The sequence below is a fragment of the Micromonospora profundi genome, from assembly GCF_011927785.1.
Classification (GTDB): Bacteria; Actinomycetota; Actinomycetes; order Mycobacteriales; family Micromonosporaceae; genus Micromonospora; species Micromonospora profundi.
Genome location: NZ_JAATJK010000001.1, coordinates 1,148,751 through 1,166,868, shown reverse-complemented (window position 1 = coordinate 1,166,868; position 18,118 = coordinate 1,148,751). Strand labels below are relative to the sequence as shown.

The window sequence follows — 18,118 nt, the reverse complement described above, 5'->3', positions numbered from 1 at the left end:
ACACGGTGCGGGGCTTCGGGCGAGCCCGGCCTGCTGGTGCACGGCGCCGGGCGTTGGGCCAAACCTAGCTCGCGCTTCCGGCAAACGCCCAGCTCACAGGGGCTACAGTCAGATTCGTGACGCAGGCGCACCAGTGTGGACGATCGGCAACAGCACCGCCGAGGAGTGCTCGGGGTCGTGCAGGACCTGCCTCTTTCCGGCACGCAGCGTGACCGCCGCGCCGAGCGGTTCACCGGTGCCCGGGTTACGCGCCCACCGCGGGTGTGCACCACCGGAGACCTGCACGCGCAACCGGTGGCCGGCCGCGAACCGGTACGCGGTCGGCCAGAGGGGCACCGGAACCCGCACCGCGCCGGACGGGTCCGTCGGGAACCGCCCTGGCGCGACCCGGACCAGCCCGTCGCACACGTTCCAGGACCGCCCTCGACGGTCCACGTCACACAGTCGAACGAAGACATCCAGGTACGGCAGCTCACTGCGGACGTGGATCTCGGCGCGTACCGGGCCGATCACCTCGACCGGCCGGGCCAGCGGGGCGCTGGTGTAGGTCAACACGTCGGGCCGGGCCTCGACGCGCCTGTTGTCCACCGGGCCGGCCCGCTGCGCGACAAGCAGCGGCCCACCGAGTGACGGGGTGGGATCGGCCGGGTCGTAGCGGAACTCGTCCGGCGCCGACGGGACGGGTGGGCGCACCGCAAGCTCACCGTCCGGGTGCAGGTGCCATGCCGTGTCGACGGCCGGTGGCGGCCAGTCCGGCAGGTCCCGCCAGCCGCCGTCGGCGCCGCTCACGTACAGCCGCACCGGCGCCTCTCCGATGCGGCGCGACGGGCCGCGCGGCGGTGCGCTCAGGTGCTCGTCGAGCCAGGTCAGCCCCTCCCGCAGGGCGGCCACGAACAGGCCGGGGCTGCCGTGTGTCCACGGGCCGACCACCAGGCGCGGCCGGGCGCCGGCGGCGCGCAGGGTGGCGTGGTCGTCGAGCTGGGCGGGCAGGAAGATGTCGTGCCAGCCGGTGACCATGAGCACCGGCGCCCGCACCCGGGCCACCCGGTCGGTGAACACCCGGGTCCGCCAGTACGCGGCGTCCGGCGTGTGGTGGCGCAGCCACTCCTGGAAGAACCCGATGGTGGTGCCGGTGGCGACCCGGTCCGCGCCGGCCAGAGGCAGGTGCTCAAGCGCGGCGGCCAACCGGGGCTGCCCGCGCTTGAGCTCCCACTGCCGGGCCAGCCACGGCACGGTCTGCGCGTGCAGCAGCTCCGCCCAGGTCAGCACGGTGTCCAGGGCGAAGGACTCCCCCGCGTACGTCGAGTCCCTGGTGGCCGAGGCTGTCACCACGGCGACCATCGCGCGCAGGTCGTCGTCGGCGTCGTCGGCAAGTGCCCACTGGGCGAAGCCCTGGTAGCTGACACCGAACATGCCGAGCGCTCCGGACCACCAGGGCTGGCGGCGCAGCCAGTCGAGGGTGTCCACCCCGTCGTCGCGCTCGTGCACCAGCGGCGCGAACGTCCCGCCCGAGCCGCCGGTGCCCCGGCAGGACTGGATCACCGCGTGCTTGCCGCGCGCGGCAAGCAGCCGGCCGAGCAGCCGCAACGGCCCACCCCGCCCGTACGGGGTGCGGATGAGCACTGTGGGCGCGTTCTCGTCGGCGGGCGCGTAGTGGTCGGTACGCAGCATCACGCCGTCGCGGACCCGGACGGGGATGTGGCGGGTGACCCGTACCGGGCCGGGGTGGGTCACTGGCAGCCGCAGCGCGGCGGAGGCGAGACGTGCGACGAGCCGGCCCGGCACCGGTCAGCCCGTCGGGCGGCGGGACTGCTCGGGTCGGGCGGCGCGGACCATGTCGCGGTGTGCCCGCACCGATTCGCTCATCTCCACCATGAACCGGTGCACCACGTGTAACTCGTCATCGCTGAAGCGGTCCATCACCGTGTCGGTGCGGGCGCCCAGGGGCCGGAAGAACTCCATGGCCAGGGCGGCGCCCTGGTCGGCGTAGTGCAGCAGCACCTTGCGCCGGTCGGCGGTGTCCCGGTCGCGGCGGATGTGCCCGGCCCGTTCCAGCCGGTCGATCAGGGCGGTGATGGAGCCGGAGGAGAGGTTGAGGTGTTCGCCGAGCCGGCCGGGGGTGATCGGGTCACCGCGCAGTTCGGCGTCCATGACCGCGATCAGGGCGTTGAGGTCGGTGGGGTTCAGGCCGTGCAGGTTCGCGAAGGCGTGGCCGACCTGCTGGGCGTCCACCGCGTACCGCCGGAGGTCAGTGGTGATCTCGGCGACGAGCCGTTCTCGGGGCGTGTCCCGCCGCCGGTACATGCCGTGAGTTGCCACGTCGCGCCGCTTCCCCCATCTCGTTTCCCGAGTTGCAGCTTAGAGTAGCTCTCGTTAATCTCGCTAATCAAGATACTCGACTTTCGAAGGACCTAGAGGTCACTGATGTCTGTGTTCACCAGGGTCGCCCGCGGGCGGTTGGCCGCCTGGATCACCGTGGCCGTCGCCGTCGTCGTCGGCGTGGTCGTCTTCGCCATCCCCCAGCCGGACAACCCCAAACCGGTCTCGGCGACCGGCCTGTCGGTGGAGTGGCAGTCGACCCAGGTGGAACGCCTACAGGAGCAACTGCCCTCCAGCGAGGTCCAGCCCGCCATCGTGGTGGTGAGCCGGGACGACGGCGGCGCGCTGAGCGAGGCCGACCGGGCCGCCCTCACCGCCCGCTCCGGCGACCTGGCCCGCTTCGCCGTGGGCGGGCAGGTCAGCCCGCCGCAGATCTCCCCGGACGGCAGTGTCGCGCTGCTCGCCGTGCCCGTCACCACCGACGGTGGCCAGGAGGCGGTGACCGCGAAGGTCGACGACCTGCGCGCGACGCTCTCCGGCCTTCCGGACGGGCTGAAGGCCGAGGTCACCGGCTCCCCCGCGTTCACCGCCGACCTGTCCTCGGTCTTCGACGGCGCCGACGTCACACTGCTCGCGGTGACCGCTGCAGTGGTCGCGGTGCTGCTGCTCATCACGTACCGCAGCCCGTTCCTGTGGATCGTGCCGCTCGTGGTGGTCGCGGCCACCGAGCAGATCACCCTGCGGGCGGTGGACACGATCGTCCCGGCCTTCGGCATCAACCTCCAGTCGGGCCAGGTCACCGGCATCGCCAGCGTGCTGGTCTTCGGCGCCGCCACCAACTACGCGCTGCTGCTCATCGCCCGCTACCGGGAGGAGTTGCGCCGCGAGGAGGACCGGTTCGCCGCGATGCGTGCCGCCCTGCGGCGTACCGCCGAGCCGATCCTGGCCAGCGGCTCGACAGTGGTGCTCGGCGTGCTCACCCTGCTGCTCAGCGAGCAGGAGACCAACCGGGCGCTGGCGGTCGCCTGCGCCACCGGTGTGATCCTCGCCATGCTCTCTGCCCTGTTCGTGCTCCCCGCCGTGCTGGTGCTCTTCGGCCGCGGCCTGTTCTGGCCGTTCGTCCCCCGGGTCGGCGGCCCGGTCCGTGAGGGCAAGATCTGGGGCCGACTCGGCAGCGCCGTGGAACGCCGCCCGGCGGTCGTGGCGGTGCTCGCCATCGTGCTGCTCGGCGGCCTCGCGCTGGGTGGGCTGGGCATCCGCACCGGCCTGTCGGAGACCGAGCAGTTCCGGGCCCAGCCCGAGGCGGTCACCGGCGCGCAGACCCTGGCCCGGGCCTTCCCCGCCGGCAGCACCCAGCCGGTGGCCGTGATCACCACCCCGGCGGCGGTACGGGCCGTCACCGACGTCGCCACCGGCGTGCCCGGTGTGGCCTCGGCCCGCCCCGGCGACGCCGGTGACGCCGTCGCCCAGGTCGACGTGGTGCTGGAGGCCGAGCCGGGCACCGCCGCCTCCGACCGGGCCGTCGAGGCGCTGCGCGAGGCGGTGGCCGCCGTGCCCGACTCCGCGCCGCCGGCCGCTCCGGGCGCGGACGCGCCGTCCGGGGCGATCGTCGGTGGTTCCGTGGCCGCAACGTACGACTCCGACGAGGCCAACAGCCGCGACCTGCGGCTGATCCTGCCGATCATCCTGCTGCTGGTCGCCGCCGTGCTCGTGCTGCTGCTGCGGGGCCTGCTCGCACCGGTGCTGCTGGTCCTCACCGTGATCGCGTCGTTCTTCGCCAGCCTCGGCGCGGCGTGGCTGCTCTTCGACCACGTGCTGGACTTCCCCGCCCTGGACAGCGGGGTCCTGCTGCTCGCCTTCGTGTTCCTGGTGGCGCTCGGCGTGGACTACAACATCTTCCTCGTCACCCGAGCCCGAGAGGACGCCCGCACGGCCGGCACCCGCGCCGGGATGCTCTCCGCACTGCGGGTCACCGGCGGCGTCATCACGAGCGCCGGAGTGCTGCTCGCCGCGGTGTTCGCCGTGCTCGGTGTGCTGCCGCTGATCACGCTGACCCAGATCGGCATCATCGTCTGCATCGGCGTACTCCTGGACACCCTGCTGGTCCGCACGGTGCTGGTGCCGGCGTTGGCGTTCATGCTCGGCGACCGCTTCTGGTGGCCGGGAAGCATCGGCGCCCGCCCGGAAGGGGACGACGCCCCGGCCCCGACGGCGCCGGCGACCACACAGGACTGACCGCACACGCGACGGGGCGGGGTCGGGTTCTCCACCCGGCCCCGCCCCGTCGGCGCATTCAGTAGGTGAGGCAGACGCACTCGGTCATCAACGCCCGGACGTTGCGCACGTAGGACGGGTTGGGGATGGTCAGCGGCTCGCCCTCCCGCGCCACCGCCCCGTGCCCGTAGTTGTACGCAGCGATCACGGCGTTGAGCAGGCAGGAGTTCAGCTCGGTGGTGCACAGGTCGGCGTCGAGTCGGAAATCCGACTCGAAGTACATGTCGCCGATGTACTTGGTCAGCCAGGCCAGGTAGTTGGCGCCGAGGTACGCGTTGTCGCGGTAGTCGGCGATGTCGTAGCTCTGCTCGAACCGCTGGTTCATCCAGGTCGCGGTGCCCGGCATCACCTGCATCAGCCCGACGCCGCCGTCGCAGGCGTAGATGTTGGACTGCCAGCCGCTCTCCTGCCAGGCGGTGGCCTTGACCAGGTCGAGCGGAATCTTGATGTCCGGTGCGGAGGTCGGCCAGTAGGTGCGGGCCGCCGCATCGGTGAGCGCTGCCTTCGCCGCCGCCCGGCTGGCCTGGGTGCCCTTGTACGAGGGCTTGCAGGACGCGGGGGCGGGCTTCGGGGGCGCCGGCGGGACCTTGGTCTCGGTGGGCGGCTTGGCCACCGCGCGCGGTTTCGGCGCCGTGGCCGCGGGCCGGCTCGGCTTCTTCGACGGCGTGGGCGGGGCAGACGCGCTGCGGCTCGGCGCCGCACCCATCGCAGCCACCCCACTGGGACTCGGCTCGGCGCTCGCCTCGTCGACCGGTTCGGTGCTCGTGTCGTCGGTCGGCTCCTCGGTGGCCGACACGGGGGCGGCCTGGCCCGGTGGGCGTTCCCCCCGGTCGGCGCACCCAGCTGTCGTGCCGGCGAGCAGCAACCCGACGAGCGCCACGGCACCCACCTGAGTGATCCGTCCACGCACCGCGTTTCTCCCCCGTGTGACCATCGACGCAGGCTAGCAAGGTTCCGCCGGGCTCCGGGGCCCCTGCGGCGGCAGGACCGGGTCGACCGGCTGGTCCCGCTCCCGTACCGCCCGGTCGCGGGTGGCCCAGGCGACCATGAACACCACAGTCCACAGCACACCGAGCAGCACCGCCGCCGCCGTACCGCTCGCCGTGTCCAGTCCGAGGTAGAGCCGCGCGCCACCGATGCCCAGCACGCCCGCGGCGGCGGCCGTCCACGCGGCCACTGCCACCGGCCAGTGGGCGCTGCGCGACACCAGCCAGGCAAGGGTGCAGAAGCTCGCCGCGACCACCGCGTTCTGGGTCGGGAACCGGGCGGGCTCGTTGCCGTCCGGGCCTGTCGACTCGGCCACCACGGCAAGCACCACAAGCGGCACGAACGCGCCCACCGAGCCGACCACGCTGAGCAGGTCCGCCCGCCAGGGCCTGTTACGCCACGCCAGCACCGCGGCCACCACCGCAACCAGGACGATCAGGACCCACCCGCGAACCACCGACACCACGACCAGTGTGGCGTCGGCAGCGTCCGGCGTACGGCGGGCAGAGAACCAGTTCCCGATCGCCCCGTCCAGAGCGGCCAGACCGCTGTTGCCCACGGCGACGGCCAGCAGGCCGGCGATGGCGAACCCGGTGGCGAAGAGCAGCACCAGCCCGGCGGCGAGGTTGAGCAGCAGCGTCCAGGCCGGCCCGATCCGCATGGCCAGCAGGAAGAACAGGATCCCGTAGCGGGCGCTGAGCCAGCGCACCGGCGGCAGCGCGCCGGCCCGGGACAGCAGGGCGCGTACCGGGTCGGGGTTGCGACCGAGCCACCGGCCGGCGAGCACCACCCCCAACAGCCCGGCCAGCAACACGAGCACCGCGCCGGTGGCCCGGCCGAGCAGCCGGGAGACAGTGTCGTACGACTCACCGGCGAGGTGACCGAGCAGCACCGAGCCGCCCACCCAGGTGATGACGCCTGCCAGGTTCCACGGGGCGAAGCGCCGGTACGACATGCCGGCGGAGCCGGCCAGCCGGGGAACGAGGGTGCGGGCGAAGGCCACCCAGCGGGCAGCGAACACGCCACGTCCGCCCAGCCGGGCGAGCATGGCATCGGCCCGGCGCCACCGCTCGGGCCCGACACGGTGGCCCAGCCCGGCGCGCAGTTTCGGGCCGTACCGTCGACCGGCGCGGAACGCCAGCGTGTCGCCTGCCACTGCCGCGGCGATCATCGCAAGCAACGCCGGACCGAGCCGCAAGGTACCGTTGTAGGTGAGGAAGCCGACGAGCAGCAGGGTAGCCTCGCCCGGCACCAGCAGGCCGAAGATCACCGCGGTTTCGCCCGCCACGATGAGCGCGGCGACCAGGTAGATCCACAGGGTGGGCAGACCCTGCACCACGGTCAGCAGGTCGTGCACTCAGGCCCCCGGGACACGGGAGTCAGCATGCCAGCCGGGGGAACCACCGGCACAGCAGTTTCACCATAGATCAGGGGCACCTGGGGGTGACCCCGACGCAGCCTGCGCGAGCGCAGGCGGAAGGATAGAGGGTATGCAGCTTCGCACCGACCTCCGCAACGTCGCCATCATCGCTCACGTCGACCACGGCAAGACCACCCTGGTCGACGCCATGTTGCGGCAGGCCGGGGCGTACGGCGCCCGGGGCGAGAACACCGAGCGGGTGATGGACTCCGGAGACCTGGAGCGGGAAAAGGGCATCACGATCCTGGCCAAGAACACAGGCGTGCGCTACCTGCCGGCCGACGGCTCCGACCCGGTCACCATCAACATCATCGACACCCCTGGTCACGCCGACTTCGGTGGCGAGGTCGAGCGCGGCCTGACCATGGTCGACGGCGTGGTGCTGCTCGTCGACGCCAGCGAGGGTCCCCTGCCGCAGACCCGGTTCGTGCTGCGCAAGGCGCTGCAAGCCCGGATGCCGATCATCCTGGTGATCAACAAGGTGGACCGTCCCGACGCCCGGATCAAAGAGGTCGTGGACGACACCTACGAGCTCTTCCTCGACCTGGACGCCGACGAGGAGCAGATCGACTTCCCGATCGTCTACGCGTGCGCCCGCGACGGCATCGCCTCGCTGACCCAGCCCGCCGACGGTTCGGTGCCCGACGACAGCGACTCTCTGGAGCCGCTGTTCCGCACCCTGCTGGACACGATCCCGCCGCCCGCGTACGAGGACGGCGCGCCGTTGCAGGCCCACGTCACCAACCTCGACGCCTCGCCGTTCCTCGGCCGTCTGGCCCTGTGCCGGGTCCGCCAGGGCACGATCAACAAGGGTCAGACGGTTGCCTGGTGCCGCACCGACGGCAGCACCCAGCGGGTCCGCATCTCCGAGATGCTGATGACCGAGGGCCTGGAGCGCAAGCCGGCCGAGACCGCGGGCCCGGGCGACATCATCGCCGTTGCCGGCATCCCCGAGATCATGATCGGTGAGACCCTCGCCGACGTGGACAACCCGGTTCCGCTGCCGCTGATCACCGTCGACGAGCCGGCCATCTCGATGACCATCGGCACCAACACCTCGCCGCTCGTCGGCCGGGTCAAGGGCTCCAAGGTCACCGCTCGGATGGTCAAGGACCGGCTCGACAAGGAGCTGATCGGCAACGTGTCGCTGCGGGTGCTGCCCACCGAGCGGCCGGACGCCTGGGAGGTGCAGGGCCGCGGCGAGCTGGCGCTTGCCATCCTGGTCGAGCAGATGCGCCGGGAGAGCTACGAGCTGACCGTCGGCAAGCCGCAGGTGGTCACCAAGGTGATCGACGGCAAGACCTGCGAGCCGGTCGAGCGGCTGACGATCGACGCCCCGGACGAGTACCTGGGCGCGATCACCCAGCTCCTCGCGACCCGTAAGGGCCGGATGGAGCAGCTGGTCAACCACGGCACCGGCTGGATCCGGATGGAGTGGCTGGTCCCGGCGCGCGGCCTGATCGGCTTCCGCACCGAGTTCCTCACCGACACCCGGGGCACCGGCATCCTGCACCACGTCTTCGAGTCCTACGAGCCCTGGTTCGGTGAGCTGCGGACCCGCAACAACGGCTCGCTCGTCGCCGACCGGGCCGGCGCGGTCACCGCCTTCGCGATGATCAACCTTCAGGAGCGCGGTCAGCTCTTCGTCGACCCGACCACCGAGGTGTACGAGGGCATGATCGTCGGCGAGAACTCGCGCTCCGACGACATGGACGTCAACATCACCAAGGAGAAGAAGCTCACGAACATGCGGGCCTCGACCTCCGACGAGACCGAGAAGCTGATCCCGCCGCGCAAGCTCTCGCTGGAGCAGGCGCTGGAGTTCTGCCGCGAGGACGAGTGCGTCGAGGTCACCCCGACCGCGGTGCGCATCCGCAAGGTGGTCCTCGACCAGCAGCTGCGCGGTCGGGCCGCCGCCCGCCGCAAGCACGCCGGCTGACCCACCGCACCCGGCTTCCGGGCGCGTCGGCCGCAAGCGGTCGGCGCGCCCGTCCGCTTTCCGACGCGGGTACGCCGACCCGACCCGCCGATGATCGGCTACGGTCACCGACATGACCTGGGAGGATCTCGACGCCCACCTGGCGCGGGTGCCGGGCACCGTCTCGGCGTACGTGGGGCGGCTCGACGGGCCAGCGACCTGGACCCGGCACGCGGACGCCAGCCACTACGCGGCAAGCACCATGAAGGTGGGTGTGCTCGCCGCGCTGTACCGCGCCGCCGAGGCGGGCTCGCTGGAGCTGGACGCCGAGGTCCCGGTGGTGAACGAGTTCGACTCGGCCCAGCCCGGCGCACCACGGTTCTCCTGCGCCCCGCACTACGACAACGACGACGCGGTGTGGGACCGGCTCGGCGGCGACGCGTCGCTGCGGTGGCTCGCCGAGCGGATGATCGTCCGGTCCAGCAACCTGGCCACCAACCTGGTCATCGCGCATGTCGGCCTGGACGCCGTCGCCGAGGTGTGGTCGCTGGCCGGCGCCCGGCACAGCGTCACCGGCCGGGGCATCGAGGACTTCGCGGCCCGCGGGGCCGGCATCACCAACGCGGTCACGGCCGCCGACCTGGCCGCCCTGCTGGGCGCGCTGGCCACCGGGGCCGCGACGCCCGGCCGGCTCGCCTCGCCGGCCAGCTGCGCCGCCATGCTCGACGTGCTGCTCGCCCAGGAGCACCGCGAGGACCTGGCCGCCGGCCTGCCGGAGGGCACCCGGATCGCCCACAAGAGCGGCTGGGTACGCGGGGTGCGCCACGGCGCCGGCGTGGTGCTGCCCGACGACGCGCCGCCGTACGTGATCGCCGTGTGCACCACCACCGACCTGGCCGACGGCGGCAGCAGCGGCGAAGACGTCGAGGACGACGCCTGTCTGCTGATCGCCCACATCTCCGCCCAGGTCTGGGCCGCCCGCCACCGGCTCTGACCGGCCATCAGCCGATCCGGCTAGGCTGCTGCTCCACCCCCACCCCGGAGCCGCTGATGCCCCGCAGTCGCACCCTGCTCGTCGTCTTCCTCGTCGTGACGGCGGCGAACCTGCTCGCCAACGCCACCGACAGTGGTGTTACCGAGCTGCTCACCAAGCCGCTGTTGATGCCGCTGCTTGCCGCGTACCTCTGGCGGGCCAGCGCGGAACGCGGCATCCGCCCGGACCGGCTGGTGCTCGCCGCGCTGGCCTGCTCCACCGCCGGCGACGTGGCGCTGCTGGGCGACGGCACCGGCTGGTTCATCGCCGGCATGGTCTTCTTCCTGGCCGCCCACGTCTGCTACCTCGTGGTCTTCACCCGGCACGGCGCCGCGCGGGCGCTGCTCCGCCCGCCACTGGTCGCGGTCCCGCTGGGGTACGCGGTGCTGACCGTCGTCGCGCTTGCCTGGATGTGGGCGGGGCTTACCGACGCCGGGCTGGCCGTGCCTGTCGCCGGGTACGCGTTCGCGCTGGCCGCGATGGCCGCCACCGCCGTCACCCAGGGCTGGAGGGTCGGTCTGGGCGCCGCGCTGTTCCTCGGCTCCGACCTGTTGATCGCCACCGGGGTGGCCGAGGTGGCCCAGCCACCCGGCGCGCCGGTGCTGGTGATGGCCACGTACGCGGCGGGCCAGGCGCTGATCGTCATCGGACTGGTCGCCCGCGCGACCGCGCCGCCCGGCGCAACGGTCACTCCAGCAGTTGCGCCCGCAGCGCCGTGAGGACGTCGTCGGTGAGCCCCAGCCCGTTCCGCAGGTAGCCGTCGAACGAGCCGTGCCGCAGGCGCACCTCCTGGTAGCCGGCGTCGAGGTATTCGGGCCGAACCTCAAGCACCGGCAGCACCGCGTCGACATCCATTGTGGGCCGCCGCCGCCGCATCGCCTCGATGAGCACCGCGCGGAGGCTGTCGGTCAGCTCGTTGTTGCGCAGGTACTCGGCGCGGATGGCGGCCTCGTCCACGCCGAGCGCGCTGAGCAGGATGACGGTGAGCCAACCGGTGCGGTCCTTGCCGGCCGAGCAGTGGTAGACGAGCGGCAGGTTCTCCGGCTGGGCGGCCAGCCGTACCGCCGCGCCGAAGTTGGCGCAGGCCGCCTCCCCGGCCACGAACCACCTGTAGATGTCGGCCATCGCCCCCGCCGTGCCCTGCCGGGCCAGCTCGGCGTACGCGTCGAGGTCGTGACCGAGCAGCACCGCTGAGACGTACGTGAAGACCGGGTGGTCCGGATCGTGGACCGGGAGGTGCACGACGCGCGGTTCACCGGTCAACCGGTCCGCGGGGGCGACAGCGATCTCGGTGTGGTCGCGCAGGTCGAGCACGCATGTCGGTCCGAGCTTCGCGAGCACCGGCAGGTCCTCGTCGGTGAGCCGGCCCAGCGCCGGGGTGCGGATCAGCCGTCCGGGGCGTACCCGGCGGCCCTCGACGGTGACCAGACCGCCCAGGTCACGCGCGTTCGGCGCACCGATCAGCTCCCAGTTCCGCCCGCCCATTCGGTGTCCCCTTCCGCCGCGTACCTGCGTATAGGGTGCCCCACATGACGATCTCGGCGGTACGCACCCACCGGGTTTCCGCCCCCTTACACACACCGTTCATCACCGCGCTGCGCCGTACGACCACTGTGGAGACTCTTGTCGTCGAGGTTATCGACGCCGATGGTCGGTCCGGTTTCGGCGAGGCACCCCAGGTCTGGCAGGTCACCGGCGCGTCGGTAGCCGGATCGCAGGCCTGCGTGCAGGAGTTGCTCGGGCCGCTGCTCGCCGGCCGCGACCCGGACGATCTGGTGACCCGCTGCGGCGAGGTGCAGCGGTCGGTGGTCGGCAACGAGGCCGCGAAGGCGGCGGTGGACGTGGCGCTGCACGACCTGGCCGCGCGGCGACTGGGCGTACCCCTTGTGCGATTGCTCGGCGGCACCACCCTGCGGGTGCCGACGGACGTCACGCTGGCGGTGGGCGACGCCGTGGACCTGGCGGCGGCCGCGCGGCAGCGGCAGGCCGACGGCTTCGGCGTGCTGAAGCTCAAGGTCGGCACGGACGCGGCCGGTGACCTGGACCGGGTGCGCGCGGTCCGGGCGGCGGTCGGCCCTCAGGTGCGGATCCGGGTGGACGCCAACCAGGGCTGGACGCCCCGCGAGGCGGTCCGGGTGATCCGCGGCATGGAGGACGCCGGGTTGGACGTGGAACTGGTCGAGCAGCCGGTGGCCCGCTGGGACCTGGACGGGCTGGCCTGGGTCAGCGACCGGGTGTCGGTGCCGATCCTGGCCGACGAGGCGGTCTTCGGGGTCCGCGACCTGGTGGAGGTGATCCGCCGCCGGGCCGCCGACCTGGTGAACGTCAAGCTTGCCAAGTGCGGTGGGCTGCACCCGGCGCGCACCCTGCTGGAACTGGCCGCCGCGCACGGACTCGGCACTGTGGTCGGGTCGATGATGGAGACCCAGGTCGGCATCGGGGCGGCGGCGAGCCTGGTCGGCGCGTACGGCACCACCGCGGTCGCCGACCTGGACGCCGCCTGGTGGCTGGCCTGGTCGCCGGTGCGGGGCGGCATCCGGTACGAGGGACCGACCGTTGTGCTTCCCGACGCCCCTGGCCTGGGCATTCCTGGTCTGACTGAAGTAAAGATGCAGACCCGTGGTTGATGGCCGTTGGTTTCTTTCATAGAGTTCCAGTGAACAGCCGACACGAGCTGGGGGTTGACGTGGAGCTCCAACCGGGCCGCGAGGCCCTCGTCCGGGTCGCCGTGGCGACGCTGTGGTCCTCCCCCGAGGCCATCCGGCCGATCGACGGACCAGCGCTGACCACCGGCGCGGACATCCCGACCTGGGTCTCCGGCATGGACACCGAGCAGCAGGTGGGCGACTGCGTGCTGAGCCAGCTCCTGCTCGGCGAACGGGTGCTCGTCACCGAGCTGCGCCCGGACGGCTGGGCGCACGTGATCGCCGTCGAACAACCGGCGGCCAAGCTCGACCCGCACGGCTACCCCGGCTGGCTTCCCGCCGACCAACTGGTCGGTGTCGACCCGGCCTGCACCGGCGACCCGCTTGTGGTGGACGCCACGATCACCGCGCTGCGCGCCGACCCGGACGGGCCAGTGGTGCTGCCCGGCGTCATCGTCGGCACCCGCCTCGTTCCGGCCGGCCCGGCGTGCGACGGCTGGCGGCCGGTGCACGTCCCCGGTCAGCCCGCCCCGCTCTGGCTGCCCGACGGCCAACTCGTGCCGATACCGATCGGGCCACCCGAGGCCGCCGACGTGTTGGCCGTGGCGCAGCGGCTGCTGCACGTGGCGTACATCTGGGGTGGGCTCTCCGCGTACGGCATCGACTGCTCGGGTCTGGTCCACCTGGCCTGGCGCCGGTTCGGGGTTCTTCTGCCGCGCGACGCCGACGACCAGGCGGTGGCGACGAACCCGCTGCCGCTGGGCGCGGAACGCCCCGGCGACCTCTACTTCTTCGCCCGCCCCGGCCGCAAGATCCACCACATCGGGATCGTCACCGCCGTCGCCGGAGGTCGCGGCAGCCGGCGGATGCTGCACGCCTGCTACCGACGGCGGCGTGTGGTGGAGGAGCCGATGCCCGCCGACCGCGCCGCCACCCTCGTCGGCGTGCACCGGGTCTGACCGGCCGGAAGCCCAGGGGCTCCCGGCCGGCGACGGTTAATCCTCAGGCCCCGACCGCTGCGGCGCCGGCCCCGGGGCGGCGGTTCAACGTCGCGCTTCGGCCAGCTCCCGGCGGCGGTCCCGGGCGGACTTGATCAGGCTGGCGACGGTGGCCACGCCCAACGTGCCGACGATGACCAGCAACGAGAGCCAGATCGGGATGTGCGGCGCCCAGCCGACGTGCTCGCCACCGTTGATGAACGGCAGGGTGTTGTCGGCCAACGCCTCCAGCACCAACTTGACCCCGATGAAGCCCAGCACCACTGCCAGCCCGTAGCTCAGGTAGATCAGACGGTTGAGCAGCCCGCCGAGCAGGAAGTAGAGCTGCCGCAGGCCCATCAACGCGAAGACGTTGGCGGTGAAGACCAGGTACGGCTCCTGGGTGATGCCGAAGATCGCCGGGATCGAGTCCAGAGCGAAGATCAGGTCGGTGGTGCCGATGGCGATCATCACGATGAGCAGCGGGGTGAAGAGCCGGCGACCGCCCTCGTGCGTCGTCAGCTTCGCGCCGTCGTACGTCTTGGAGATCGGCAGCGCCTTGCGGCTCCACCGGATCAGCATGTTCTCGGAGAACTCGTCCTCGTCCGGCTCGCCCTGCCGGGCCAGGTTCACAGCCGTGTAGATGAGAAACGCACCGAAGATGTAGAACACCCAGGAGAACTGGCTGATCAGGGCCGCGCCCGCGGCGATGAAGGCGCCGCGCATCAGCAACGCCAGCACGATGCCGACGAGCAGCACCTTCTGCTGGTACTGCCGTGGCACCCCGAAGCGGGCCATGATGATCACGAAGACGAAGAGGTTGTCCACCGAGAGGCTGTATTCGGTGAGCCAGCCGGTGTAGAACTGCCCGGCCGCACTCGCTCCCGAGGTCAGCCAGACGCCGGCGCCGAAAAGCAGTGCAAGGCCGACGTAGAAGGCGACCCAGAGGCTCGACTCCCGCACGCTCGGCTCATGCGGGCGTCGACCGATGATCAGCAGATCGACGAGTAGCACCGCGATCAGTGCGACGAGAGTTCCCGCCCACACGAGCCCGGACACGTCCAACGTTTCATTCCTCCGGCAGACACGCGGCGTCGGGCAAACCGTACGCCTCAACGCGTGCCGGCGTGCCTCTGTCGCTCACTCTGGTGACTGTCGGAGGTCTCTTCCGCCGCCGTCCGCGAACGAACGGCGACCGACGAAACCGGGTCGGGCGCCGAAGATCCGGCGATCGACCGTGCTGACGACTTCGTCGCGGGGGAATACTCCCCTCCTCGCCGACCATTGTTGCCCACCACTCGCCGTGATCACACTCCGGGCAGCGGGATGGCATCTGCCCGGCTGGCGTCACGCCGTCTCCAGCTTCCTAGGCAGCTAGTGTGACTCGGATTCGACGATCGGGTCCGCCAGCGCCCAACCCGCCGAGAGCAGGGCATCGCACGCCTCGACGGCCCGCGCCAGCCGCTCGGCGTGCGACCCGGTCAGCTCCACCACCGGCACACCGCAGCCGGCCAACTCGGCACGGAACCGGCCCGTCATCCAGCTCCGCAGATGCTCGCCGTCGCGCAACCCGTCGTCGGCGAAAGGTACGCCCCGATGGTCGGTCAACAGATACAGCGCCGGACGCCGTGCCGCCGCCCGGACCTGCGGCGACGCGCTGCCGAGGTAGCGCTCCTCCCAGACCGCTGTGGCCCGCGCGTCGGTGTCGCAGAACAGCAGCGGCCCCGACGAACGGGCCGCCGCGTCCTCCGCCTCCTGCTGCTTTCGGACCACAGTACGAAAGTCGTCCCGATCCCAGCTGACGTCGAAGACAGTCGCCGACGGCGAGACCTCCCGTAGTCGAGCCAGCTTGCGGGCCGTCAACTCGCGCCCGAACTCCGGCACCCAGACCGTGCCGTAGTGAGCGGCCAACGCCGCCGCCATCGTCGTCGTGCCCGTCGACTCGGCCCCGACCACCACCACCCGCCGGACGAACCAGGCACGCACCGGCGGGCTCAGCCACCGCCAGTGGGCCGCCGGGTCCGCGCGCACCGCCGTGCCCGACACCGGCACGGTCCGCCGATCCGGATCCACCGACACGGGTACGGCGTCGAAGCGGCGCGCCAACTCCACGCCGTACGCCTCGGAGGAGAAGACGGCGTCCACCCGCCCCGGCCCGACCGCCGCGCGGAACACCGCGCAGTGCGCGTCCCAGACAGCCGGGTCGGCATAGTCCACCGGGAGGTCGTCGTAACGCCCGACGAAGCGCACCCACTGTGTGTCCGCGTGCGCCTCCCGCAGCCAGTCCAGCCGTACCGCCAGCGGGATGGACTCCCGGCGCGACGGCGCCACCACCACTGTCACCTCGGCGCAGCGCGCGGCGGCGGCCGCGATCAGCGCGTGGTGCCCGGCGTGCGGCGGGTAGAACTTCCCCACCACCATCCCGTGCCCGAACTCGGCCACCGACGCCCGTGCCGTCCGCTCCGGCGCCGACGGACCCTCCGGTGCCCGCCCGGTCACGCGCTCACCGGCGACGGGCCGGGTGCGACAGGGGTCGGCGGGTCGAGCCGGCGCAGATCGGTCCGCCAGGCACGCAGACCCAGCACGCACAGGGCGAGGAAGACCAGATACAGCACGGCGGTCAGGTGCAGCCCCTTGTACGCGTACAGCGGGATGTAGATCAGGTCGGCGGCGATCCACAACCACCAACTCTCCACCCGCTTGCGGGTCTGCCCGTACGTGGCGAGCAGCGACAGAGCCGTGGTCAAGGCGTCCGGCAACGGCACTGTCGAGTCGGTGGCCCGGTCCAGCAGGGTCCAGAGCGCGCCGGTGAGCAGCACACCGACGACGGCAAGCACCAGCCACTCCCCCCGCCCGGTCCGGCTCACCGTCAACCTGCTCCGGCGCTCGCCGCCGAAAAGCCAGTGCCACCAGCCGTAGCAGCCCAACGCGACGTAGACGACCTGGAGCCCGGCGTCGGCGTACAGGCCCGCCGTCCAGAACAGCAGCATGAGCAGCAGCACATTGGCGATGCCGACCGGCCAGTTGGCGATCCGCTGCCGGGCCACCAGCCACACGTTGAGAACACCAGTGGCGAACCCCAGCAGCTCCGCCCAGGTGGTGCCGGTCCCGGCCGCCTCGAACGCGGTGCCGGTGAGCCAGTCGATGATCACGATGCCCCTCCCGGGCACCCACCCTAGGGGCATCGACCCGGACCGCACAGACCCCGTGACACAAGGACTCCCCCAACCGTGGGAGGCTTCCCCCATGGTGCTTGAGGTCGCGCTGATCGACGTACTGCCCGGACACGAGGACGCGTTCGCCGCCGCGTACGCCCAGGGTCACCCCGTTCTCGCCGGAGCACCCGGCTGCCGGTCGGTGCGGATGACGCGGGGCGTCGAGTCCCCGACTCGGTTCGTGCTGCTTGTCGAGTGGGACTCGGTCGAGGCGCACGAGGACAACTTCCGGGCCACCGAGCGGTTCACCACGTGGCGCGACCTGATCGGGCCGCACTTCGCCGGCCCGCCGCTCGTCGAACACTTCATCGACGTCCCCGCCTGAGACGTTCCCGCCTGAGCGGAGCTGTCGTACCCCCGGTTTATCGTGCCCACCGCACGCGTCGGTCACCGGTCCCGACGGTCTCGGGGGCGCCGGGCCCGGTGGCCGCGCGGCGTGCCCCTCACTGGCCGACGCGTCGCGCCAACGCCGTGACCGTCTCCTCCGGTGACAGGGCAGCCGCCAGCAGCGCCTCGGTCATCAGCTCGTACCTGTCGACGTCGAGCACCGTCGCCAGCCGGACGTCGGTGGTCAACGCCTCAAGCATCACCGTCCGTGGGTCCGCCGGGTCGGGAAAGGAATACCAGGAGTACGGCGTGAGCGGGTGCAGCCCGTCGCCGGACGCCCCGCGTGGCAGCAGGCGCACCGTCACGTGCTCCAGCCCTGTCACTGCCACCAGGTGGCGCAGCTGCTCCCGCCACACGTCGACGGGCAGGTCACCCGGCTCGCACACCGCCTCGGTGAGCACCGCCGTGTACTCCGGAGGGTCGGCCCGATGCAGTACCTCCTGCCGCAGCGCCCTGGCGCGCACCTCCGCCTCGATGTCGACCTTCGGCGTGAGGACGGCACCCGCCGCGACCCGCGCCCGTGCGTACGCCGGTGTCTGCAGCAGCCCCGGCACGATCACCGGCTGGTATTCGACGATGTGGGCGGCACCCGCCTCCAGCTCGGCGTAGACCCGCTGGCGCTCGCTCATCTCGCCAAGCGTCTTCCACCAGCCGCGACTGGTGGCGGCATCCCTCGCGATCACGATCAACGTGTCCCGAACCGGCACCGGCACCTGGTAGACGTCGAGCAGGTCAAGCACGTCGGCGAGGTCCGGGCGGCTCTGGCCCAGCTCGATGCGGGACAGCTTCGACGTCGAGGCCCACCCCAGCCGGTCGCAGACCTGCTCCAGGGTCAGCCCCTCACGCCGGCGCAGCTGGCGCAGCTCAGCGCCGAGGCGCGCACGTCGAATGACAGGACTTGTTGGCAACGGCATCCGGCCTCCCCATCGTGGGAGCGTACGCA

16 protein-coding genes are annotated in these 18,118 nt (G+C 72.0%); 7 read left to right on the top strand and 9 right to left on the bottom strand.

The window, feature by feature from the left end; genetic code table 11:
* Positions 1 to 108: 108 nt before the first annotated feature.
* Both F4558_RS05205 and F4558_RS05200 read right to left on the bottom strand, forming a co-directional pair.
* Positions 109 to 1,785 (bottom strand): CocE/NonD family hydrolase, encoded by a 1,677-nt coding sequence (locus F4558_RS05205; protein WP_167943338.1) that lies wholly within the window; start codon positions 1,783 to 1,785, stop codon positions 109 to 111.
* A gap of 3 nt (positions 1,786 to 1,788) precedes the next feature.
* Positions 1,789 to 2,304 carry a MarR family winged helix-turn-helix transcriptional regulator gene (locus F4558_RS05200; protein WP_053658275.1) on the bottom strand — a complete coding sequence of 172 codons (516 nt, stop codon included), beginning with the start codon at positions 2,302 to 2,304 and terminating at the stop codon, positions 1,789 to 1,791.
* A 120-nt stretch (positions 2,305 to 2,424) separates the two neighbouring features.
* On the opposite strand from F4558_RS05200, the gene F4558_RS05195 reads away from it, so the two are divergent.
* Positions 2,425 to 4,554 (top strand): MMPL family transporter, encoded by a 2,130-nt coding sequence (locus F4558_RS05195; RefSeq protein WP_053658273.1) that lies wholly within the window; start codon positions 2,425 to 2,427, stop codon positions 4,552 to 4,554.
* Between the two features lie 58 nt (positions 4,555 to 4,612).
* On the opposite strand, the gene F4558_RS05190 is transcribed toward F4558_RS05195, so the two are convergent.
* Both F4558_RS05190 and F4558_RS05185 read right to left on the bottom strand, forming a co-directional pair.
* Complete coding sequence (locus F4558_RS05190) at positions 4,613 to 5,527, bottom strand: lytic transglycosylase domain-containing protein (RefSeq protein WP_053658271.1); 915 nt, start codon at positions 5,525 to 5,527, stop codon at positions 4,613 to 4,615.
* Between the two features lie 9 nt (positions 5,528 to 5,536).
* Positions 5,537 to 6,937, bottom strand: coding sequence for a DedA family protein (locus F4558_RS05185; RefSeq protein ID WP_167943337.1), 1,401 nt, complete (start codon positions 6,935 to 6,937; stop codon positions 5,537 to 5,539).
* Between the two features lie 133 nt (positions 6,938 to 7,070).
* On the opposite strand from F4558_RS05185, the gene typA reads away from it, so the two are divergent.
* The 3 genes from typA to F4558_RS05170 all read left to right on the top strand — a co-directional run bounded on the left by typA (position 7,071) and on the right by F4558_RS05170 (position 10,670).
* Positions 7,071 to 8,939: a translational GTPase TypA gene (gene typA, locus F4558_RS05180; protein WP_053658267.1), complete on the top strand. Its 1,869-nt coding sequence runs from the start codon at positions 7,071 to 7,073 to the stop codon at positions 8,937 to 8,939.
* A gap of 112 nt (positions 8,940 to 9,051) precedes the next feature.
* The gene (locus tag F4558_RS05175) at positions 9,052 to 9,912 is read left to right on the top strand and encodes a serine hydrolase (protein ID WP_053658265.1); all 861 of its coding nucleotides are present in this window, start codon (positions 9,052 to 9,054) and stop codon (positions 9,910 to 9,912) included.
* Positions 9,913 to 9,968: 56 nt separating this feature from the next.
* Positions 9,969 to 10,670 carry a lysoplasmalogenase gene (locus F4558_RS05170; RefSeq protein WP_053658263.1) on the top strand — a complete coding sequence of 234 codons (702 nt, stop codon included), beginning with the start codon at positions 9,969 to 9,971 and terminating at the stop codon, positions 10,668 to 10,670.
* On the opposite strand, the gene F4558_RS05165 is transcribed toward F4558_RS05170, so the two are convergent.
* Positions 10,639 to 11,436 carry a tyrosine-protein phosphatase gene (locus tag F4558_RS05165; protein ID WP_053658262.1) on the bottom strand — a complete coding sequence of 266 codons (798 nt, stop codon included), beginning with the start codon at positions 11,434 to 11,436 and terminating at the stop codon, positions 10,639 to 10,641. The two genes, F4558_RS05170 and F4558_RS05165, sit on opposite strands and share 32 nt — an antisense overlap.
* Before the next feature lie 44 nt (positions 11,437 to 11,480).
* Here F4558_RS05165 and F4558_RS05160 point away from each other — a divergent pair, with 44 nt between their 5' ends.
* Together F4558_RS05160 and F4558_RS05155 are read left to right on the top strand one after the other, a co-directional pair.
* The gene (locus F4558_RS05160; RefSeq protein WP_167943336.1) at positions 11,481 to 12,578 is read left to right on the top strand and encodes a mandelate racemase/muconate lactonizing enzyme family protein; all 1,098 of its coding nucleotides are present in this window, start codon (positions 11,481 to 11,483) and stop codon (positions 12,576 to 12,578) included.
* Positions 12,579 to 12,607: 29 nt separating this feature from the next.
* Entirely contained in the window at positions 12,608 to 13,555 is a 948-nt protein-coding gene (locus F4558_RS05155) for a C40 family peptidase (RefSeq protein ID WP_231640125.1), read from the top strand.
* An 84-nt stretch (positions 13,556 to 13,639) separates the two neighbouring features.
* Here F4558_RS05155 and F4558_RS05150 read toward each other — a convergent pair whose 3' ends face one another.
* From F4558_RS05150 to pnuC, 3 genes are all read right to left on the bottom strand, one after another.
* Complete coding sequence (locus F4558_RS05150; RefSeq protein ID WP_053658258.1) at positions 13,640 to 14,638, bottom strand: TerC family protein; 999 nt, start codon at positions 14,636 to 14,638, stop codon at positions 13,640 to 13,642.
* Positions 14,639 to 14,947: 309 nt separating this feature from the next.
* Entirely contained in the window at positions 14,948 to 16,072 is a 1,125-nt protein-coding gene (locus tag F4558_RS05145) for an AAA family ATPase (protein ID WP_231640124.1), read from the bottom strand.
* Positions 16,069 to 16,725, bottom strand: coding sequence for a nicotinamide riboside transporter PnuC (gene pnuC, locus F4558_RS05140; protein WP_053658255.1), 657 nt, complete (start codon positions 16,723 to 16,725; stop codon positions 16,069 to 16,071). Before pnuC ends, F4558_RS05145 begins: the two co-directional genes overlap by 4 nt.
* Before the next feature lie 94 nt (positions 16,726 to 16,819).
* On the opposite strand from pnuC, the gene F4558_RS05135 reads away from it, so the two are divergent.
* Positions 16,820 to 17,113: an antibiotic biosynthesis monooxygenase family protein gene (locus F4558_RS05135; RefSeq protein WP_167943335.1), complete on the top strand. Its 294-nt coding sequence runs from the start codon at positions 16,820 to 16,822 to the stop codon at positions 17,111 to 17,113.
* A gap of 118 nt (positions 17,114 to 17,231) precedes the next feature.
* Here F4558_RS05135 and F4558_RS05130 read toward each other — a convergent pair whose 3' ends face one another.
* Positions 17,232 to 18,089, bottom strand: coding sequence for a helix-turn-helix domain-containing protein (locus F4558_RS05130; protein WP_053658251.1), 858 nt, complete (start codon positions 18,087 to 18,089; stop codon positions 17,232 to 17,234).
* Between the last annotated feature and the right edge of the window lie 29 nt (positions 18,090 to 18,118).

Excerpts from the sequence above, each read along its gene's own strand:
- F4558_RS05170 (WP_053658263.1), top strand. The coding sequence starts at position 9,969 with ATGCCCCGCAGTCGCACCCTGCTCGTCGTCTTCCTCGTCGTGACGGCG.
- F4558_RS05130 (WP_053658251.1), bottom strand. The coding sequence starts at position 18,089 with ATGCCGTTGCCAACAAGTCCTGTCATTCGACGTGCGCGCCTCGGCGCT.
- F4558_RS05135 (WP_167943335.1), top strand. The coding sequence starts at position 16,820 with ATGGTGCTTGAGGTCGCGCTGATCGACGTACTGCCCGGACACGAGGAC.
- F4558_RS05175 (WP_053658265.1), top strand. The coding sequence starts at position 9,052 with ATGACCTGGGAGGATCTCGACGCCCACCTGGCGCGGGTGCCGGGCACC.
- F4558_RS05165 (WP_053658262.1), bottom strand. The coding sequence starts at position 11,436 with ATGGGCGGGCGGAACTGGGAGCTGATCGGTGCGCCGAACGCGCGTGAC.
- F4558_RS05195 (WP_053658273.1), top strand. The coding sequence starts at position 2,425 with ATGTCTGTGTTCACCAGGGTCGCCCGCGGGCGGTTGGCCGCCTGGATC.
- F4558_RS05190 (WP_053658271.1), bottom strand. The coding sequence starts at position 5,527 with ATGGTCACACGGGGGAGAAACGCGGTGCGTGGACGGATCACTCAGGTG.
- F4558_RS05160 (WP_167943336.1), top strand. The coding sequence starts at position 11,481 with ATGACGATCTCGGCGGTACGCACCCACCGGGTTTCCGCCCCCTTACAC.
- typA (WP_053658267.1), top strand. The coding sequence starts at position 7,071 with ATGCAGCTTCGCACCGACCTCCGCAACGTCGCCATCATCGCTCACGTC.
- F4558_RS05200 (WP_053658275.1), bottom strand. The coding sequence starts at position 2,304 with ATGTACCGGCGGCGGGACACGCCCCGAGAACGGCTCGTCGCCGAGATC.